Raw genomic sequence first — 19,361 nt, 5'->3', positions numbered from 1 at the left:
TAAAACAAAGTCTATTGAAGAACCGTCTGGGCATATTCGGTAAGGCGGTCGCCCCCCAAGCGGTACCACTCTTTCACAAAATCGTCGAACCTATCCATGGGATACTCCCCGCTGATCAGCTTGAAAGCATACTCGCGGTAGAGATTTTGAAGGGCATCCCAACTGGGAGCAAGCTCCTTGGGGATCAGAAAGTTGATGTCCTCTTTGGTATATTCGACCGCAATATCAAGACTCTTTTGCGCGCTCTCGCCAAGCAGGGGTACCGGAGATTTCCAGCCGACTACCTCGTGGTAGCGGGGCCACCATTCGTTAAAACGGTCGGTGAGCTTGATCGTACCGTCCTCGACGGTGTAGTGGATTCCTTCAAAGCCGAGACGGTCCAGCATTTGGCCATCATCGCTTGCCATGAACTCAAGAAAAGCCCAGGCAGCTTCCTTGTGCTTGCTTCCAGCCGAGATTGCCCATCCCCGGGACTCCTTGGTAACATCCACGGTAAAGCCTTGATCCACGCCCTTAGCCGGAGGAAGAATCGTCAAACCACTGTCGGCAGCACTTTTCGTCATCTTACTCTCGTAGATATCGACAACCGTGCCGGCGGAACTGGCGATCATACCCACCTGTCCTGTATACAGCTTATCTTCCATGGTATCCCACTTAGTGGTGATATATTCGGGATCGAGAATCCCCTCGGCATAGAGCTTGCGATAGAAGGCAAGTTTCGCCTTTTCCTCATCGGTTACCCTGGAATAGACCCAGCTGCCCTCCTGCTTCATCCAGGTCGAGGTGATACCGAAGGCCCGGTTGAAGACGTAGTCGATACGATCGGTATTCCCGGTATCGGTAAGGCCGATTCCACCCTGTTCCGTAAAAAAGGTGAGCATATCGTAGTAATCATCCAGGGATTCGACATCCTTGCCGTAGGCCTCGTACCAGTCGCTGCGTACCATGGGGACCCGTATTCGGGGTGGAGCGAGCCATAAAAGGTAGGGATAGCTCTCGATCCTTTTTTTATTGAAATCAAGCATAGCTTTTTGCATGATCTCTGATGTTGCAATCCAGGGTCGAAGGTTCTCAAGGATTCCCTGATTTGCAATGGCCTGATCGTTTCCCTGAAAATAGATGATGTCGGGGATATCTCCGCTCATGATCATGAGGTTGAGTTTTTCCGCGTAGCTGCCTTCGGGTACCCTCACAAGTTCAATGTCCAGCTTCAACCCCTCTTTCTCGTAGATCGCCTTTTCGATCCGATTGATGTGATCGACATTGATCTGTTCCGTCGGGGAGTTATCCTTCCCTACCAGCCGCAGCTTGATCACTCCGTCGGCTGCGACATCCGAGGATTCCTGATTTCCTCCCGCAAAGAGCGGAATCGCAGAGAGCATCACCACAAGAAGCGAAACACAAATTCGTTTCATATTCATCCTCCTACTCCTTTACACTTCCGCTCATGGTGCCCTTGGTAAAATAGCGGAGTATAAAGGGATAGAGCACCAGGACCGGTAAAATTGCCAAGATAATCATTCCTGATTTGAGTGCCTTGATATCGATCATCATCGAGGCGTCGGAATATTTCAGAAAACTCAGACTGCCGAGAAAGGCCGCTTTATCCAGGCCGACGATTAATTCCCGCAGTACCACCTGAAGAGGCCACTTTGCCTCGCTGTTCAAATAGATGAGGGCACGGAAATACTCATTCCAATGAAAGACTCCATAAAAAAGTCCAATGGTTGCAAGTCCGCCCTTGTTTATCGGCAGGATGATCCGGGAAAAAATCTGCCACTCTCCGGCTCCTTCGAGCCGTGCGGACTCTTCGAGGGAAAGAGGCACCTTTTCAAAAAATCTCATCAGGATAATGAGGTAATAGGGATTAATAGCTTTGTAGAGAATGACCGACCAGTAGGAATCGATCAGTCCGAGCCCTTTTACGAGAAAATAATCGGGGATGAGCCCGCCTTCAAAGATCATGGTGATTATGATCAAGACGAGAAACAATCGCCTGCCGAAAAGATATTTCCGAGTCAGCACATAGGCTGCAATACTGGTAAGAAAAATGTTGATCGCCGTACCGACAAAGGTAATGAAGAGGCTGTTGAAAAGCCCCCGGTAGACCTTCTGGTTGGTCAAAAGCGCCTTGTAGGTGGCTGTGGTGGCATCCCTCGGAAAGAGGGTAAGGCCGTTCGCACGGGCTATGGCGGCAGGACCGGTAAAACTGATGGCCAACAGGTTGATGAGTGGGTAAACCATAACCAAGGCGAGAAGCAACATCAAAAGAGCATTGAAGAGGCGAAAGGGGCTAAGCCTGTTTTCTACCATAAGCCCTCCCCTGTCAGTTTCTTACTGGTCCGGTGGGTTCCGTATATCAGGGCAAGGCCGATGACACCCTTGAACAAGCCGGCTGCGGTTCCCAGGGAAAACTCCCCCTGTATAAGACCGACGCGGTAAACGTAGGTATCGATGATATCCACCACGCTGATCACCGAATCGTTCATGAGGTTGAAGACCTGGTCGAAGCCGGCATTCATAAAGAAGCCAAGGTTCAGGATAAAGACGGTGATCATGGTGGGAAAAATCGCCGGTAAGGTTATCTTGGTCATCTTTTGGAACCTGCCGCAGCCGTCGATGGCTGCAGCATCGTAGAGATCCTCGGGGATCTCCAGGATGGCGGCGACATAGAGGATCGAGTCCCAGCCGACACTCCTCCACATCTCGGAAAAAACAAGGACCCAGCGAATATGACGGTGACTCGTCAGAAAGGCGACAGGGGCCACACCGAATCGTTCGAGCAGCTGGTTTACCAGGCCGTCCTTGAGGGAAAGCATAGAGATGAAAATTCCGGCGATGACAACCCAGGAGAGAAAGTGGGGAAGGTAGACCAGAGACTGGACGATCTTCCGAAAGCGTCCGTTGCGGATCTCCAACAGCAGCAAGGCCAGGATGATGGGAGCGGGAAAATTGAAGATCAATTTCATGAAACTGATGATCACGGTATTGAGGAACACTCGGCCGAATACCGGAGAGCTGAAGAGTATGCGAAAATTTTCAAGCCCCACCCAACGATTTGAGCCGAAGAAGTTGAACTTCTGAAAGGCAAGCCGGGCTCCCCAGATGGGGATATAGTGGAATATGATAAAATAGAGTGCTGGGAACAGAAACATGAGATAGAGCATCCTGTCCCGGCGAATTCGTTTTCCGACACTCAGGGCCATCACCTGCCTCCCTGGAGTTCCGAGATAAATTGGAGGGGGCGTCTTGATGAAAAGTCTGCGAGGGCATGGGCGCAAAGCCCGGCACTTCGGGCAATGATAAAGAGAGCTTCACACATCGAAGGCTCCCAGCCGAGATCGGCAAGGATCGCACCATGGGCACCATCGATATTAATTACCAGGGTTTTGCCTATAAGCTCGGGCAGGAGCCTCTCTGTTTCCTGCAATAGTCCGCAGCAGCGCCCGGCAAGCCCCAGTTCAGCGGCCAGCTGCAAAAGGAGCGTGGCCCGGGGATCTTTCTCTCTGTAGATGCGGTGACCAAAACCCGGGATACGCTTCCCGGACTCCAGACGCCGGCGAAGCAGCTTCCGGAGATCTTTTTCTTTCTCCGCTTCCAGCAGCATGGCAGCACACTGTCTGGCCGCTCCGCCGTGAACATCGCCTATGGCAAGAAGCCCTGCGGCGACCGAAGCCCCCAAAGAGGCCCGGGCAGAGGCAGCGGAGGTGGTGATACAGGCCGAGGGGGCCTTCTCACCATGATCGGCGGCACTCACAAGAAGCGCGTCTATCATCCTGGCCTGGATTTCGGTGGGACGCTTTCCCGTAATCAATAATCCAAGGCTTCGGGCAAAGCCGAAAGGGCCGATAAGATCATCCATCCTGGTACCGCGGTATCGAATTCCTTCATCTCCGATCTCGGTGATGTCTGGAATACCGCACTTGTATTCACATTCACTCATTCTCTGCACCTCCATCGGTAACCGATATACGAAGGTCGACCATAGAAAGCCCCTTGTCGTGCACAATCACAGGGTTAAAGTCCACGGAGCCGATATGCTTCGGCAGGGAAAGGGCAAGTTCCCCCAATCTCATAAGGGTTCCTACCAATGCCTGGATATCGAGAGGCTTACCTCCCCGATACCCATTCAAAAGCGGATGGCTTTTCATCTCCCTCAGACATGTGCGCACATCAATCTCCCGAAAAGGGGGCCGAAGCATGCGGCTGTCGTCAAGGAGGTCGACAAGGATTCCCCCTGGTCCGAAAAGCACCACGGGCCCGAAAAGGGGATCACGAATAATACCGGCGATCATTTCCAAGCCCCTGTCCGCCATTTTCTGAACCAGGAAGGTTTCGAGGCCTTCGATTCCCGCCATCTTCCGACAGGTATTGCGTACTTCATTCGCCCCGGCCAGATTGAGATGGACCAGGCCGTGGTCGCTTTTGTGGGTCATGAGGGGAGAGATAGCCTTTAGCGCCACCGGAAAGCCGATGTCCTGCGCAGCCTTCGCCGCCTCGTCCGGCCCGTTTGCCGATATCGTGGGAATAAAGGGAAGAGACCAGGAAGAAAGAAGTCCTTCGCTACTTTTCCAGTCAAGTATGTTGTTCATGCACCATCCTCCCCGTCTTTGTGCATCTGCGACCAACGAAGGAGGGCTGCAAGAGCAGCGACCGCCGGCTGGGGATCATGAAAAAGAGGGATGCCCGAATCTTTCAGCATGGAAAAAGCCTGCGAAGCGTCTGGACCGCCGTCCCCCTCGCCGATCCAGACAACGACGATAGGAAGCTTCATTTGCTTTCTTGCCGCAAGAATTCCCTGAACCGTCTGGGCCTCTACCTCCCGATTGGGATTCTTGGCGAAAAGAAGCATGAGCAGATCCCAACTCCCGCCTTCTCCCATGGCGGTGATAAGCGAAGCGATCTCCTCACCCCTCATGGCATCTCCCCTGGCATCTAAGGGGTTGAGAAGCCGGGCGTAGTCGGGAATACCCTCTATCCTGCGCAGCCGCAGCTCCAGGGATTTAGGAATGGGAGGCAGGGAAAAACAACCATAGCGGGAAAACAGGTCCGCGGTGAGACTGGCGGCTCCCCCCGACTGGCTGATGACACCGATCCGCCCACCGGCAGGCGGGCCGATGGTATCCGCGAGAAGGGCAACATCCAGCATCTGTGCAGGAGAATCGACCAAGATTGCTCCGTACTGCCTGAAAACCTCTTCGAAGACCCGCCCGGAAGAGGCAAGGGATGCGGTATGGGTGGCGGCGATCCTGCTGCCGAGCTCACTTCTTCCCGATTTTACCGCAACCAGGGGTATCCGCTTCCGTCCAGCCTTTTGCAGGAGGCGAACAAAGGAATCGCCCGAGCCGACCCCCTCGATAAAGGCGGTCAGTACCGTGGTTTCAGGATCGTCCAGGTAATAATCCATCACCTCCTCCATACAGACGTCGACCTGATTACCAAGACTGGCCAGATAGCGCAGACCGATTCCCCGTCCGGTGAAACTGCCGAAGAGCGCCATCATCAGCGCCCCGCTGGAGGACACAAAACTCACCCCGCCCCTGCGCGGTTTAGCAAAGAGCCGGGTCATGATAAAACTGTTTTTGACATCTGCAAGGCCCGCACAGTTGGGCCCTATGATGCGAATCCGGGAGGAAAGCTCCTTCAGCCGCCTTTGAAGGGAGCGGCCGTAATCGTCGGCCTCGGCAAAGCCTGCCGATATAAGGACCACAGCCTTCACACCGCAGGCGATGCACTCTTCCACCACAGGGATTACCCGCTGACGTGCGACGGTGACAAGGGCAAGTTCCGGCACCTCGGGCAGGGCCGAAACCGAGGGATATGCAGGAACGGAAAAGATTTCGCTCCTGGACGGATTAACGGGATACAGCCTGCCCTTCCATTCGAGCAGATTCTGAAAAATTTCCGCGGGATAAGTTCCCCGCTCGCTGGCTCCCACATGGGCGAGGGAGGCGGGCGAAAACAGAGGGGATAGGGATCTGTACACACTCATCTTCCGGATGCCTCCCGGGAAATTGCAAGATCCACAAGTTCTTCGGCAAGGCTCAGGGCATCTTCGTCTTCGACAAAGCCGAGGCAAACCCCGTCGGCCCGGCGGACCTGCTCCACCCAGGTTTCGGGAAAGGCCTCCACCCCATGGGAGGCGCCTACCAGTGCACAAACCACCGCAGCAATGGTATCGGCATCCCTGCCGAAGTTTGCAGCCCAGAAAAGGGCACGGCGCATATTCTTCCCGGCCATATAATAGATGGCAAGGGCCTGAGGAATGGCCTCCGCACTGGATGCATGCTCGGCAGCCCAAAATTCGGTATGAAGCTCTTCCCAGATATCAAGCATCTCCCCTGCACTGCGGCACAGGTTCAATGCACGGTCGAGGGAACGCCCCAGCCAGCTGTCATCGGGAACCATTTTCCGTGCCGTCTCGACGACCTCCACGGGATCCATGCCGACCATGGCCGCGGCGATGGCTGCGGCAACGGCCTTTGCCGCCCAGATACCGTCGCGATGATGGCTAACGCAGGCATCGATCTCCGCGAGGCGGCCGGCCTCCTGCACATCGCCGGCTGCAAAGATTCCGATGGGAGCCATACGCATGGCAGCGCCGTCGTCATCGTTCATGGTGTTGTCGATCCCCGACTGAGGGGGACGGATTCCCCGCTCGATGTTACGGACGGCACCGTAGAGGGGCCTGCCGCCCCGTTTTTTCATGCCGCCCCGATCGACGATGTTACGCTTCCAGGAGTTCCATACCGCATCGGGAGTGATATCTCCTCCGCAATCTATGAGGGTACGGGCGGTGAGAAAACCGAATTCGGTATCGTCGGTGCTCTTTGCCCCCGGGTAGAGGGAGACGATCATCCCGTACTGCTTTCGATATTCCTGATCCCGGCCAATATCTCCGACAGCGTCTCCGACAGCCAATCCGATCAGGGCCCCTGCGGCTCTGGAAAGATAGAGCTGCCTGTCTGCGAGTAGTTCTCTTCGATTCATAATACTAAGCCTCTCTTTGCCTTGTTGTTTCACGTATAATCAGCTGCGCAGGAAGAAGGGTGACGGGATCGACCTGCACACCGGCAAGCATCTTCAAAACAATCTCCGCAGCCATCCTTCCGATTTCGAGCTTCGGCTTTCCAATGGTAGTCAAGGCCGGGCTGATCATCGTCGCCGATGGAATATCGTCGATACCGATGACGGATATATCGCGGGGAACCGTGATTCCGTTACGCCGCGCCTCCTGAAGGAACCCCACGGCAACCAAATCGTTTCCCGCTATCATGGCGCTTGGCCGCTTGTCCATGGTCGAAAGGGTTCGAGCGATCTCGACCCCGCTTTCCCTGACAAGGGGGACGGTGAAAATTCGATCATCCCGGTCTTCAAGTCCCTTTCCGTTCAAAAAAGCCCGAAAGGCCTTTAAGCGGCTGCTGCCGTACCCCTCGCTATCCAGACGATCGTGATGAACAAGGGCGATGTCCCGGTGCCCAAGGCGATACAGATACTCCAATGCCTCGGTTACAGCTCCAAAGGTATCGGTCCCAACCACGGGAAAGCCTCCCCTTCCCTTTCGTTCACCGAGGAGAACAACAGGGCACTTCACCCCGGAGAGTTCGATCATATCAATGTCCGGTGCGTTGATTAAAACCGCATCAACCCTGTTCATCCGTGCGAGCTGGATATAGCGTCGTTCGCGATCCGCCTCCCAATCGCTGTTGGCCATGACGACACTGTAGCCCTCGCTGTCGAAGCGATCCTGCACGCCCCGGGCAACCTCAGCCCAAAAGCTGTTGGTGATATCCGGAATAATCAGGAGAATAGTTTTCGACCTATTGGTCCGCATACTGGATGCAAGGGTGTTCCGGACATATCCCAGACGCCTAACAGCCTCTTCCACTCGTTCTATCGCATCGGAACTGACGCCATAGCTGTTGCCGGAAAGAACCCGGCTAACAGTACTTTTCGAAAGTCTCGCCGCCCTTGCAACATCAAGAATTGTTACATCCTGTGACATGATAGCTCCATAGGGAACGTTCCCTAAAAAAGGGAAAGAAAATAGAAACGCCTTTGGGAACGTTCCCGAAAACATTATAGCATGGAACCATCTGTACGGCAAATAAAACATCATCACGTATCCGCAGAAAAGAGCGAAAAGAAAGCACCCTGAGCAGTATCGGATCGATACCGGCCCAAGGGTTCTTTGTTCATCCATAAACAAAGAAGAGAGAGATTAGGCCCGGGAAGGCTTCTCCTCGAAATTCGAGGCAACCTCCTTCAGCACGTTCATGATGGGAATGTGCTGGGGGCAGCTCTCTTCACAGTTTCCGCAAGCAATACAGTCCGAAGCCTTTCCAAAGGTCTGCGCGTAATTTCCGTAATACACCCGCTGAATGGAAAAGCCCTTCGTTCCCGCCCGCTTTTCCTCGTTAAGAAGGGCAAAATACTCCGGTATCGCGATGTTCTGCAGACAGCCATCCTCACAATAACGGCAGGCGGCGCAGGGAACCGCAAGTGGTGCATTGATCAGATCCGACCACACCTTCTATACCTTTTCGTTCTTCCGGCGAGATCTTTCTGAAGGCATCCATGTATGCGGTATTGTCGAGCAGTTGCTCCATACTCGACATGCCGCTTAGCACCATGAATACGCCATCCAGACTGGATGCTCTCATTCTCCCAGTCGACGTAATTAATCTGCAACTGTACGAAATCCATCTCGGGATGATCCATGAGAATTTTATCCAGCAATTGGGTCCGGTCATGGAAAGAAAAGCCGACCTCCCCGATTTTTCCCTCCGCCTGCATCTTTCGGACAAACGAAAAGCTGTCGAATATCTTCGCTATCTCGTAATGAGAGATTGTGAGGTTATGTAAAAGATAATAATCAAAATAATCCACACCACATTTCTCGAGTTGCTCGTTGAAGATTCGCTTCTGATCTCCCTTTTCTTTCAAAAGCATGGTCGGCGGCGTTTTTTCTGCGGAATCTCTTCTGCGTATCATCATGCATCCTGGATCTCCTCACCGAAGCCGCCCATCGAGCGCTCTTTCTTAAGCAAAACTCGTTCATAGCTGTCTATTTTCTTCTCTAGGCGTGCCAGAGTCTTTTTTAATTCCTCAATCTTCGAAATGAGAACATCCCGTTGCCCGACGAGAAGGGCCTTGCGTTCGGTACTGGTTTTGTCCCCTTGCTGGCACAAGCTGACGTATTCGATCAATGCCTCAATGGAAAGTCCCGCCCCCCGCATACAGGTTACAAACTCGACCCATCGCTCATCTTCCTCGGTATAATCGCGAATTCCTCCGCGTTTTCTGTTTACAGGAGGAAGCAAACCGATGCGTTCATAGTATCTGAGCGTATCCTGGGAAATGTGATGTTTTTCGCTTATTTCAGAAATCCGCACTTCTCATTGTTCTCCTTGGATTGCATTGCGGCCCGGGCAATGCATGCCTTTGCACGGACCGCACAGATATATTCTTCATAAACATAGGGTCTGGAGTTAGCTCCAAGTCAAGTTAAAATCTTTTTTATTTGGGATTGCCCTTGGCCGGAAACGAAAACACAGGTTGAGGGTGGAGCAGCAATCACTGTCAGGTCGCCCGCCTATAGAGGAAACAGGCGATGAAGTCTCTTGAAAATCCTTTTTTTCCGCTTGTCAAAGCTTGCGGAAGCGGCCACATGTATTGTTCCGATGATCCGGTATCCCCCGGCAGATAGAATGGTTCTGAGGGAAGAGATTGTTCCCCGGCCCTGGGAACGAAGGAGGTTTACCGGAAAGGGGGCAGCGGAAGCGGTGACAATCACCGCCTTTTTTCCCTTCTGACGCCGTTTGATCGTCACTCCGTCGATGTACTCAAATACGGGAACACAACGGTCAAAAAGCGTTTTCATCGGCCCGCTCATATTACCCCAGTAGGTAGGCGTACCGACAATCAAGATATCGGCAACCTCTATCCATTCGGCAATAGTATGGCCGCCGTCCCGGGGAAGAACACAGCTCTTGTCGGGCCGACAACAAAGGCACCCGACGCAAGGCTTAATTTCTTCCTTGTACAGAAACGCCGTACGAACAGCAACATCCTGTTCCTGCAGCAATCTTCCAAGGTAATCAAGAATTTGAGAGCTTACCCCGTTTCTCCGAGGGCTCCCGTACAACATGAGTGCTTCCACTATGTTCCTCCCCAAGCCTGTCTCCATCCGATAGTAATCAATAAGGACGGAGCAGACCACATTTCGTTGTAAAAGACGGCGTAGGATGTCGTCTCATAGCTGGTATTAATATGTCGTCTCGCAAACTGCCATCCTCCCTCAATAAACAGTGCGTGACTGCGGCCGACAGGGAGACTCCAGCCGGCCCCCAGGCAGATGCCCGGGGCGGCGAATTGCGCATAGCCGGTATCCACACACCAAAGTTCAGCAAAGGTCAGAAAATAGGGGTACAGCCCTGCGAAAAGCGGCGGAAACCAGCGCACCGTTGTCCGCACAAGAAAATCATCAATACGAAAATCCGCTTCCCGCTCCCAGGCCGGCCCCAGCTCAATCCCCATGAAAAGGTTATCAAGCACTTCTCTTTCCGTCGAAATCAAAAGCGCGTCGGAAGAAAGGGATACTCCGCCCCTCCAGTCCTCACAAGGAAGCACGGAGGGAGAAAAAAACAGTACGAGAGTGACAATGACGATGGAATACTTCATGGCAGGCGTTCAACCTCTGCCGATTCCAATATTCGAAGAGCCGTAGTGAGAGAACTGATATCGGGATAGATTCCACCATCCGAGCCATCGGGACTTCCGTGGCCGATCAGCGTCATGCTCCAGCTGCCGGCTGAGGCAGGGTCGACGAAACAGCGATAAACCAGCGACGGCTGCCCGCTGCCCCCCTCGCCGCCGCTCCAGTTCTCATCTTCCGGCGAAGCGTCCTCGGGCCAGGAACCATTGAAATCCGTAGAATGGTTGATCTCAAGGTAGAGCCAGAAGCTTCCATCCTTGTCCGTCGGCCTGAGCAGAAGCTCCTGTTCCCTTTTGGGTGTTGCCCCGGTGATTCCGTCCGCCAGGGGTTTTTCCTTGCTTGGTACAAGAAAGCCTGCACCGTCGGTGATATTTCGACGGTGTGACCAGACAGGAAGCGCCTCTACCCTTCGATTTTCCCCGTTAAAGATCCACCCCTCGGTGGCAATTTTACGGGTAACAAACAGTGAGCCGAGATAGGTACCCGAAGCATCTTCCATCCAAATCGCATATTGCGGCGGATTTTTGATGAAGGTACTGTACTGGTGCAGCCATTCTTCTCCCGGATTAACGGTAAGCAGGTAATCCCCTTGTTGAGCAGTCTCCCCCGCACTGCTGCAGGAAACGAGTGTAAAAGCGAGGAGCGTAACCGTGATGTAAAACCAATGTTTCATAACACCTCCACATGTTACCGTTTGGTTACATGTCTATAAAAAAATTATGTAAAGCTATCCTCAATGATACGTTCGAGGACGGAGAATATCCGATCCCATCCCTCCTGACTCTTCAGATCAACGCCGTTATAGACATCGGCCCGATCGGAAAGGAGTACAAGGTAGGAAATACCGGTAGTGAGAAGAGCGACAAGGGCCTCAAGATCCGCGGTATGATTATGGGGAAACTGATCCACAAGCCAACGGGTAAAGGCAAGCCCTTCCTGTTCGATCTTCCGCATCACCTTGATCCCAAGCTCGGTTCTCTCCGCCAAAAACCAGCGTAAAATTTCACGCTTCACCGGGTGTTCCCGAAGATCGGCAATATACTCACGAAAGATATACTGAGCCGTCTGTTTGGGATCGTCAAGCGGAACGGGACGCTTCATTCCCCCGATCCAATAGCTGTTTCGCAGTGCCCATGTCTCCAACAGCTCATCAATGCCCCCAAAATAACGATAGATGAGAACCTTTGATACACCTGCTTCCTTGGCAACCGCATTCACCCCCAATCCGGTAAAACCTTTAGAGAGAAAAAGCCGATCCAAGGCGGTAAGAATTTGCTCTTCCGTCTGCTTTCGATCCTTCATACACTTATGTTACCAAGTGGTAACATAAAAGTCAATAGTCTCTACCTCTTTTCTTCCTCGATCGTCCCGATTCGTATCATATCGGCCACACGCGATAGCAACTCTTCCGGCGTGTATGGCTTTGCAATAATCGGATGCGACAATATAGCGGTATAACCGCCGCTGGTCAAAAGAATCATGACCTCAGGATCGATCTCCTTCAGTTGTCTCATGGTCTCGAGACCTGAAAGCCCCGGCATAGTGAGATCAAGAATCGTAAGAGCAATGTGATGCCCCATCCGTTGGTGCAAGGCAATCGCCTCTTTGCCGTTCTCTGCCGTCAGAATCCGGTATCCCGCCCGTTCGAGGATCTTGCCGGTTGTAATCCGAACAGGAGCCTCATCATCCACAAGCAGTATCATCTTGCCGGGACAGGCATGGGGAGAAACAAGGGGTTCATCGGAAGAAGAACCTTCCGAGGCATCGATGGATAGCAGTCTGGCCTCTTCAATTTGGGGAAAAAGGATGGCGAAACGTGTTCCGACGCCAACAGTCGATGTGACATCAATCTTTGCACCAAGATCCCGGACGATCCGTTGTACCATCGAAAGGCCGAACCCGGTACCGAACCCCTCCTCTTTGGTGGTAAAAAAGGGATCGAACATCTGTTTAATCGTTTCATCGTCTATCCCTACTCCCTGATCCTCAACAACAAGCAGGCAACCCTGGTCCGTTTTTCGTAAGGCAATCAATAGTTTTCCGCCCCACTGCGACCGTTCTTGTCGCATAATCGTCATGGCGTGCAAGCCGTTGATGGCAAGATTAAGTAACAGCTGTTCGAGTTCGGAAGGCTCACCCAGGACCTCTGCATGGTCGGGAAGCTCTTTTTTGATGGTCACACTTTTGTCAAAACTATTTCGACACATAAGAAGTACTGCCTCCACCACAGGGACAAGATCGATCCGCTGATACTCCCTCCGGCGGCCACCGGAAATGGAGAGAAGGTGGCGTACGACCTCTGCCCCCCTCCGGGAAAGGATTTCCATATCGTCTATTCGATCAAGAACCTCGGCTCTGTCCACGGGCCAGTTTTCAACGACACTTCGAAGAAGACTAAGAGAACCGTAGAGACCGCCAAGGATATTATTGAAGTTGTGGGCCAATCCGCCGGCAAGGGTTCCGATTGCCTTAAGGCGTTGGGCATCGGCAAGCTGCTGGATCAGACGGACCCGCTCATCCTGCATCTGTTGATACTCCGTCACGTCACGAATAATGAAGGAAAGGATATAACCCCTATTGGTTGAAACAAGAAAAGGCTTTACCTGGACGAGACGCATTCCGCCATCGCTCCTCTGGATGGTCAAATCGTGCAGGACGCCGAGCCAGGGGGCCGATCCCTCCCTGAGCACGGAACGAATGGCCCCTTCAAATACAGGCTGCCGATCATTCTCTCCCGCTACCACCCGATCTGCAGCTTCCCACAGGGGCTTCCCCACCATCTCCCTGTGCATACTTCCCGTTACCAGCTCCATGCCACGATTCCAGTGGCTGATAAGCCCCTGCTCATCGGTAAGAACAATCCCGTCCAGGGCGTTCTGGATAAATCCCTCGAATTTCCGGAGGGTCTCACGCAACTTGCGAAGATGCCGTACATCATGACCGACGCAAAGGTATCCCAGAAGTTCTCCCTCCCGGGAATACATCGGCGATATGTTCATGAGAACGGGAACGGACCGGATCACAATCTCTTCCTGAAACAGGCCGGCTCCTGCCGAAAAACGCTTGCGGACGCGAGAGAAGAAAGAGGCATCTTCAATGACAACGGCAACGGAACGCCCCTTCAGCTCAGCTTCGGAAAGCCGAAGCCGGTGGCACAAAAAATCGCTGGCAGTAAAAATATCCCCCTCTGTATCCAGAATAAGAAGGAAATCCCGAACTTGGGCAAGGAGCTGGGAAACAGCAAGGCTGGCAGTAATACGGGAAAAACCGTACCGGGTGACGGCCACAGAGAGCCCGACGGCCCAGATCGTATTCCAGTAAATTGCCATAAAGGGAAACTCAATGCCAAGAGAGGGGAGCAAAGCATTGGAGCAGAGCCCCAACAGAAGGCTAATCGTCATCGACCAGCCGAGGTAGCGGGACTGAATCTTGATTCGGTGGATTCCACTTCTATATCCCCGAAGAAGCAAGAGGGTAATTGAGGCCCCTACATAAAGCAAAAGATATGCATTATAGAGGTAAAACCAGGCAGATGAGGTATCTATGATGCCCATGAGATACCAGCGGTTCATCTCCAAACCGACGAAAACAAAGCGGTAATAGCCCCAGGCCGTTATACAACCGGGAACATAAAGCAGGAGATAACGCAGGGGCCCCGGAATTTTTCGATCAAATCCATGCACATGGAGGGCGATATGGAGGGCAATTCCGGGGAACATATGCCAGAGGGGAGAGAAAACCTTATACAGGCTCAGAGCGAAGGCATAATCTTCAACCGCAGTGCTGAATGTCGTGTAGAGGGCCCAAAACGCAAAATCGGTCAAAAGCAGGGCAACAAGCCGATTAAGAAGGGAAGCAGGGTTGTGCCGAAGTATCAGGTAAGCAAGGTAGGCATAAAAAAAGACAAGAGCAAAGGCTCCATACGACAGAGGTTTCACACGTTAATTCCCTTAACTATTTCACGGCCATTGCCAACCGTGAGGGAATTGTACCATGATCCTGTCAGAGTTTGATGAGCAATTGCGTGATAAAAACGGCTCTGAGCGAGAATCGATTTTCTTTTACTCTTCAATCTTCTCAATTAAGTTGATCAGATCCGTCACCGGCATCCATGCAACCACATTATTGATCAATGCACCATTGGAAATGAATGCGCGATACTCGGTATCATACCAGTAGACTCGGTAGAGTCCCGAATCAAGCTTACAAAAGCACTCCTGGTCCTGGGCGGGAAGCCTATCCTTGATATCGACCATTCTTTTTAGCATAACATCTCCTTTTTGTTTCTTCTTATAATAATAGTAAAAAATCCCTTTCCTTGCAATTGTGCCGCGGCGGGAATAAAATTGTTGCATTTTGTTGCTACCAACTTGTATACTGATGAACGAACACAGAAGGTGAGGAAGTATGAGGAAAAAGGCCGTTGCAATCATATGGGATTTGGAAGATGTTACCCCGAGCATAAGTTCAACCTTTGTAAAGGGGCTCCTTGACTATGTTCGTAGTTACGGACGCATTTCTATCGCCCGGGTTTATGGTGATTTTACAAAAAGCCGCTTTGCCCGTGCAGCGGCGGAACTGCATCGGGAATCCTTCGAGATGGTTCATATTCCGGATTCGGCAAAAGAAGAGTACCCCGATACGATAACGGGAGGTGTCATCGCTCTTTTGGCGCTCCATCCCCATATTGATCAGCTCCTGCTCATCAGCGGCAGAAAGGCCTTTACCCCGCTTCTCAGGCAACTTCGTACCCTCGATCTCGAAACGATGGTTTTCTGTGATGCACGGAGGGCGGATGAGCAGTTACTGCTGCTCGCCGATGATTTTGGAGACTTTCGGGACCTCACCATCGTTCCGATGGAAGAAGAAGAAAGCAGCAAAGATAGTCGGCCGACCATCAGTATGGATCAATCGATCATCCTGCTTCAGGAGGCCATCTCCACCATTGCGGAAAGCGGCCAACGACCGACTTCGGATCTGGTAAGGGCCCGGCTGAAATTAATGAATGAAGGCTTTGCCGAAAAAGCGCTGGGATTTGAGTCATGGAACGGTTTTCTTACCGAAGCGCAGAAGCGAAAAGCAATCCATGCACGATTTAAGGATAACGATCTTATCTTGACGACACCTCGTTCCCCCGTCCCTGAAATTATTCTTTCGTTTTTAAAGGCTCTGGAATCATCAAGCAAAATCAGAACAAGCGAGGGAAGAAAGGCAAAGCTCCCCGATATAGGAAAGCAATTGAGTCAATGGGGCCTGGATTATCGGAGCCATGGCTATTCCACGCTGAAAAAGGTAGCCGATGCAGCTGCGAAACGGGGCTTGGTGCTGGTGACACTGGATGAAAGTAACTATTTTCTTGATCTGACGTTGAAGGGGAACGAACTACTTACTGATCGCGAAGATTAATAAAGAGATCAACAAGCTGCGGCTCAAACATCACACCACGTTGCAGCAGAAGGAAAGACTTTGCCGCCTCGGGGCTCATCTCATTACGATAAGGTCTCTTGGCCGTTATGGCATCATATACATCGGCAATACAAATGATTCGTGCGATGCGAGGGATTTCGTCTCCCGCCAGTCCGCAAGGATATCCCGATCCATCCCAGTGTTCATGGTGATATAGGATACCCTTTACAACATCGGGGAATCCCGGAATGTTATCGCAGATCTCGGCGCCCTTCCGGGGATGCTTTTTGATGATCTCATACTCATCATCGGTAAGCTTACCCGGCTTGTCAAGAATCGCTTCACTAATCGCCAATTTCCCGATATCGTGCAGCAGGGCCGAAATGGAAAGCTGCTGCAGATCGGATTCACTGAGCTCCAGCTCTTCACCTATTCGAAGAGAGAGAAGCCTGACCCGTTCGGAATGACCTGCCGTCCAGCTGCTTTTTGCATCGACGGCTGCGGAAAGGGCCTTTAACGAGCCGAAAAGTAGCTGCTCCCGTTCTTCTGCATAGAGGATGTTTTGTAAAGCCACGCCTACCTGATCGGTTAGTTTTTTAATGATGCCGATATCTTCATCACCAAAGGTTTCCTTGGAATCGGAAGTAACGAGAAGAGAACCATAATAGGAATCTTCAAGAACGATCGGCATATTGAGGACCCATGAACGTTCCGCCGGCATTTCCCGACGAAGATGGTCACTGATTCCCAGCTCAGAAGAGTGGAAAAGTCGAGAATTTTCGAGGCTGGCACGCATCTGGGAAGAAAGTTCCTGATTAGAGGCAAAGAATCGTTCAACCCTTTGGGCGCTGTCTATCCCCTGCCGCTCGACAAGCAAATCAAGACCGTTACCCTTTCTATTTACCAACAGCAGGAAAAGTCCGTTTTTCGGATAGAGGGATGAGACAATATCTGCGACATTACCAAGCAGATGCTCCCTGTTGGCGGAAGAAAGAACGGCCTTATCGATGCGGTTCATGGTTTCCAATACGTCGGCCTGGTGCTGAGCCAGGGAAATCTGATGCGAAAGCTCATCCTTCATAAAATCGATGGTCTGACTCAGACGGGCGATCTCATCCCGCCCATGAAGGTTTAAGCTGGTTTCCCGGGCTCCGGAGGCAACCTTACGGGCCTCCTCGCTGAGCCAGTGTATGGGACGAATAATCCTTTTCACAAAAAGTTGACTCAGAAGAAAGGAAAAGAGGAGAAACAGCAGAGAAAAGAAGAGAATCTCTTGCAGAAAAAACGAAACGACCGGAATGAGGCCGGAATGTATCCCCGAAAAATGGATCACTACCGGATCCGTAAAGGTAGGCGAGGTAACATCGGCGGCAAAAGAGAAGTCGTTTTCTCTGCCCCAAAAGGGAGGATGATCTCTGGAGATCCCTTTCTCAAGGGCACGATCAAGCTGTTGTCGTAGTTTTTCCCTGGAAACTTCGGAAGTCAGTGGCGGCCCCCCGATCTGTTCCCATCCCAAGCCATTGAAGCTGAAGAGTCTGACGGACAAGGTGGGCCGAAAGGGATCGGGTAAGCCCGCAAGGGGAGACTGAAAAAGACGCAGAGCCGGTCCGTTGGATTGCAGCTCCTGCAACAGCTCCTCGATAGATCCCGTCGACTCCACAAGACGGCCAATCTGACCATGGTAGTAGGAGATGAGTTTTCGGCTCCATCCCATGGTAAGAACAATAAAGGTTATATAAGCGATCAAAAGACCGAAAAAAGCAAAGCGCAAGGATAGCTGCAACCAAAGAGGCGTATTTCCGCAAATTTTGGGCTTTATCATAGGAGACAAATATACTCTTCCAAAATGAACAGAGACAAGCTATCATTCTCCTTTCTCTATCATTGTATAACAAATCAGTTCCGTGTATGTTTTCTTCATTATGGTACGACGACTACATCTTTTACCCGTGCACCCCGACCACTATGCCACCCTCTACGCCTGGCGAAGCGATCGGGATGATGTGGCCTACAATCCTCTCATGCCCATCGACGAAAAGCGCTTCGCCGAAAGAATGGCCGGCGCAAGCGGCGAGCTCTCCTCGATCTACGATTTTCGCGAACTCAAATGGGAGGCAGTAATAGACGAAGAACCGGCCGCCCTTGTTGGGATTCAGGAGATCAACTCGATGATGAAAACAGCAGAGATCAGCTATCAGGTCGCCCCGGCGATGCGGGGCCGAGGGGTCGGTAAAGCCGCGGTGGCAGCCCTCGTGGAGATGCTCTTCTCATCCACCGACTTACGAAAACTCTGCGCCATTGTATGCAGCCGGAACCTTCCCTCGATTCGCCTGTTGCAGGCCCTCGGCTTCACAAGGGAAGGCTGTCTTCGCAGCCATTTTCTCATCAATGGGAAACCCGAAGACGAGATATTCTTCGGTATACTCAGGCAGGAGTGGCTCGAGATTCGGGAACGGCATATCGAAAGCCCCCACGTTCGATAAGCTCAATGCTCCTGCCGAAAAGCCGGCCGAGGTCGTCGGGCTTCAGGACATCGGAGGGGCGGCCGTCGGCAAAGACCTGCCCCGATTTCAGAAGGATAACCCGCTGAATCCCAGGAGGGATTTCCTCAATGTGATGGGTGATAAGAAGGACACTCTTTCCCTCATCAAGAAAGCCGTCGAGCAGATCAAAAAAGACAAAGCGGCCGTTCATATCGAGGCCGGCGGTCGGTTCGTCCAAAAGGAGAATTTCCGGATTGTGAACCATGGCACGGGCCAGCAGCAGCCTCCGCTGTTCCCCGGTCGAGAGCGTCCCGAACCTCCTATCTGCAAGGGACAGGGCACCGCTTCGCTCAAGGGCCCGATCCGCAGCAGACTGGTCTTCGTCACTGAACTCCTGCGTTCCCCCCGTTGCAATACTTGAATAGAACCCCGAGAGAACGACACTCCGCCCCGTGACCGAAGCCATATAGCGGTGCTGAAGATCGGCACTGACCAGGCCAATACGTTTCCGCAGATCCCAGGCATTCATCAGCTCGTTGCCGAAGGTCCGCATCACGCTACCCGGAAGGGCCGCAGGATAGATATCCCGAAAGATTAGTTTGATGAGGGTTGATTTACCCGAACCATTGGGACCGAGAACCGCGGTATGGGTCCCAGCCTCAAGCCGAAGATTTATACGGTCGAAGACGATTCGCTCCCCCCGGTATACGGTCGCATTCTCAAGTTCAAAAAAGGGTATTGCCACAAACGCCTCC

21 protein-coding genes are annotated in these 19,361 nt (G+C 52.3%); 2 read left to right on the top strand and 19 right to left on the bottom strand.

Features of this window, described 5'->3' with window-relative positions:
• Positions 1–11: 11 nt before the first annotated feature.
• From F459_RS0101415 to F459_RS23865, 17 genes are all read right to left on the bottom strand, one after another.
• Positions 12–1,415, bottom strand: coding sequence for an extracellular solute-binding protein (locus F459_RS0101415; RefSeq protein ID WP_154651595.1), 1,404 nt, complete (start codon positions 1,413–1,415; stop codon positions 12–14).
• A 10-nt stretch (positions 1,416–1,425) separates the two neighbouring features.
• Entirely contained in the window at positions 1,426–2,313 is an 888-nt protein-coding gene (locus tag F459_RS0101410) for a carbohydrate ABC transporter permease (RefSeq protein ID WP_020610948.1), read from the bottom strand.
• Entirely contained in the window at positions 2,307–3,206 is a 900-nt protein-coding gene (locus F459_RS0101405) for an ABC transporter permease (RefSeq protein ID WP_020610947.1), read from the bottom strand. Before F459_RS0101405 ends, F459_RS0101410 begins: the two co-directional genes overlap by 7 nt.
• Positions 3,206–3,943: a citrate/2-methylcitrate synthase gene (locus F459_RS0101400; protein ID WP_020610946.1), complete on the bottom strand. Its 738-nt coding sequence runs from the start codon at positions 3,941–3,943 to the stop codon at positions 3,206–3,208. The genes F459_RS0101405 and F459_RS0101400 overlap by 1 nt, the downstream gene beginning before the upstream one ends.
• Complete coding sequence (locus F459_RS0101395; RefSeq protein WP_020610945.1) at positions 3,936–4,592, bottom strand: acetate--CoA ligase family protein; 657 nt, start codon at positions 4,590–4,592, stop codon at positions 3,936–3,938. Before F459_RS0101395 ends, F459_RS0101400 begins: the two co-directional genes overlap by 8 nt.
• Positions 4,589–5,992 carry a CoA-binding protein gene (locus F459_RS0101390; protein ID WP_020610944.1) on the bottom strand — a complete coding sequence of 468 codons (1,404 nt, stop codon included), beginning with the start codon at positions 5,990–5,992 and terminating at the stop codon, positions 4,589–4,591. The genes F459_RS0101395 and F459_RS0101390 overlap by 4 nt, the downstream gene beginning before the upstream one ends.
• On the bottom strand, positions 5,989–6,990 hold the full coding sequence (locus tag F459_RS0101385) for an ADP-ribosylglycohydrolase family protein (protein ID WP_020610943.1): 1,002 nt from the start codon (positions 6,988–6,990) through the stop codon (positions 5,989–5,991). Before F459_RS0101385 ends, F459_RS0101390 begins: the two co-directional genes overlap by 4 nt.
• Positions 6,991–6,994: 4 nt before the next feature.
• The gene (locus F459_RS0101380; protein WP_020610942.1) at positions 6,995–8,005 is read right to left on the bottom strand and encodes a LacI family DNA-binding transcriptional regulator; all 1,011 of its coding nucleotides are present in this window, start codon (positions 8,003–8,005) and stop codon (positions 6,995–6,997) included.
• A gap of 216 nt (positions 8,006–8,221) precedes the next feature.
• Positions 8,222–8,530 (bottom strand): 4Fe-4S dicluster domain-containing protein, encoded by a 309-nt coding sequence (locus F459_RS24255; RefSeq protein ID WP_026294826.1) that lies wholly within the window; start codon positions 8,528–8,530, stop codon positions 8,222–8,224.
• Complete coding sequence (locus F459_RS24250) at positions 8,515–8,994, bottom strand: aldo/keto reductase (RefSeq protein WP_211213980.1); 480 nt, start codon at positions 8,992–8,994, stop codon at positions 8,515–8,517. Before F459_RS24250 ends, F459_RS24255 begins: the two co-directional genes overlap by 16 nt.
• Positions 8,994–9,395, bottom strand: coding sequence for a MerR family transcriptional regulator (locus F459_RS0101365; protein WP_020610941.1), 402 nt, complete (start codon positions 9,393–9,395; stop codon positions 8,994–8,996). Before F459_RS0101365 ends, F459_RS24250 begins: the two co-directional genes overlap by 1 nt.
• 200 nt (positions 9,396–9,595) lie before the next feature.
• The gene (locus tag F459_RS22015; protein ID WP_020610940.1) at positions 9,596–10,162 is read right to left on the bottom strand and encodes a flavodoxin family protein; all 567 of its coding nucleotides are present in this window, start codon (positions 10,160–10,162) and stop codon (positions 9,596–9,598) included.
• A complete protein-coding gene (locus tag F459_RS0101355) occupies positions 10,162–10,683 on the bottom strand; it encodes a hypothetical protein (RefSeq protein WP_020610939.1) in 522 nt (173 codons plus the stop codon). Before F459_RS0101355 ends, F459_RS22015 begins: the two co-directional genes overlap by 1 nt.
• Positions 10,680–11,390, bottom strand: coding sequence for a hypothetical protein (locus F459_RS0101350; RefSeq protein ID WP_020610938.1), 711 nt, complete (start codon positions 11,388–11,390; stop codon positions 10,680–10,682). The genes F459_RS0101355 and F459_RS0101350 overlap by 4 nt, the downstream gene beginning before the upstream one ends.
• Positions 11,391–11,434: 44 nt before the next feature.
• Positions 11,435–12,019: a TetR/AcrR family transcriptional regulator gene (locus tag F459_RS0101345; RefSeq protein WP_020610937.1), complete on the bottom strand. Its 585-nt coding sequence runs from the start codon at positions 12,017–12,019 to the stop codon at positions 11,435–11,437.
• Between the two features lie 41 nt (positions 12,020–12,060).
• The gene (locus F459_RS0101340) at positions 12,061–14,655 is read right to left on the bottom strand and encodes a hybrid sensor histidine kinase/response regulator (protein ID WP_020610936.1); all 2,595 of its coding nucleotides are present in this window, start codon (positions 14,653–14,655) and stop codon (positions 12,061–12,063) included.
• 123 nt (positions 14,656–14,778) lie between these two features.
• Positions 14,779–14,985, bottom strand: coding sequence for a hypothetical protein (locus F459_RS23865; protein WP_154651594.1), 207 nt, complete (start codon positions 14,983–14,985; stop codon positions 14,779–14,781).
• Between the two features lie 139 nt (positions 14,986–15,124).
• On the opposite strand from F459_RS23865, the gene F459_RS0101330 reads away from it, so the two are divergent.
• Positions 15,125–16,123: an NYN domain-containing protein gene (locus F459_RS0101330; protein WP_020610934.1), complete on the top strand. Its 999-nt coding sequence runs from the start codon at positions 15,125–15,127 to the stop codon at positions 16,121–16,123.
• On the opposite strand, the gene F459_RS0101325 is transcribed toward F459_RS0101330, so the two are convergent.
• Positions 16,104–17,945, bottom strand: coding sequence for an HD domain-containing phosphohydrolase (locus tag F459_RS0101325; RefSeq protein WP_020610933.1), 1,842 nt, complete (start codon positions 17,943–17,945; stop codon positions 16,104–16,106). The genes F459_RS0101330 and F459_RS0101325 overlap by 20 nt on opposite strands.
• Before the next feature lie 100 nt (positions 17,946–18,045).
• Between F459_RS0101325 and F459_RS0101320 the strand changes: the two genes are divergently transcribed.
• Entirely contained in the window at positions 18,046–18,606 is a 561-nt protein-coding gene (locus F459_RS0101320; RefSeq protein WP_081623708.1) for a GNAT family N-acetyltransferase, read from the top strand.
• Here the strand turns inward: F459_RS0101320 and F459_RS0101315 are convergent.
• Complete coding sequence (locus tag F459_RS0101315; protein ID WP_020610931.1) at positions 18,548–19,351, bottom strand: ABC transporter ATP-binding protein; 804 nt, start codon at positions 19,349–19,351, stop codon at positions 18,548–18,550. The two genes, F459_RS0101320 and F459_RS0101315, sit on opposite strands and share 59 nt — an antisense overlap.
• Between the last annotated feature and the right edge of the window lie 10 nt (positions 19,352–19,361).

The organism is Sediminispirochaeta bajacaliforniensis DSM 16054 (assembly GCF_000378205.1).
Classification (GTDB): domain Bacteria; phylum Spirochaetota; class Spirochaetia; order DSM-16054; family Sediminispirochaetaceae; genus Sediminispirochaeta; species Sediminispirochaeta bajacaliforniensis.
This window is presented reverse-complemented; position numbering and strand designations above follow the sequence as displayed.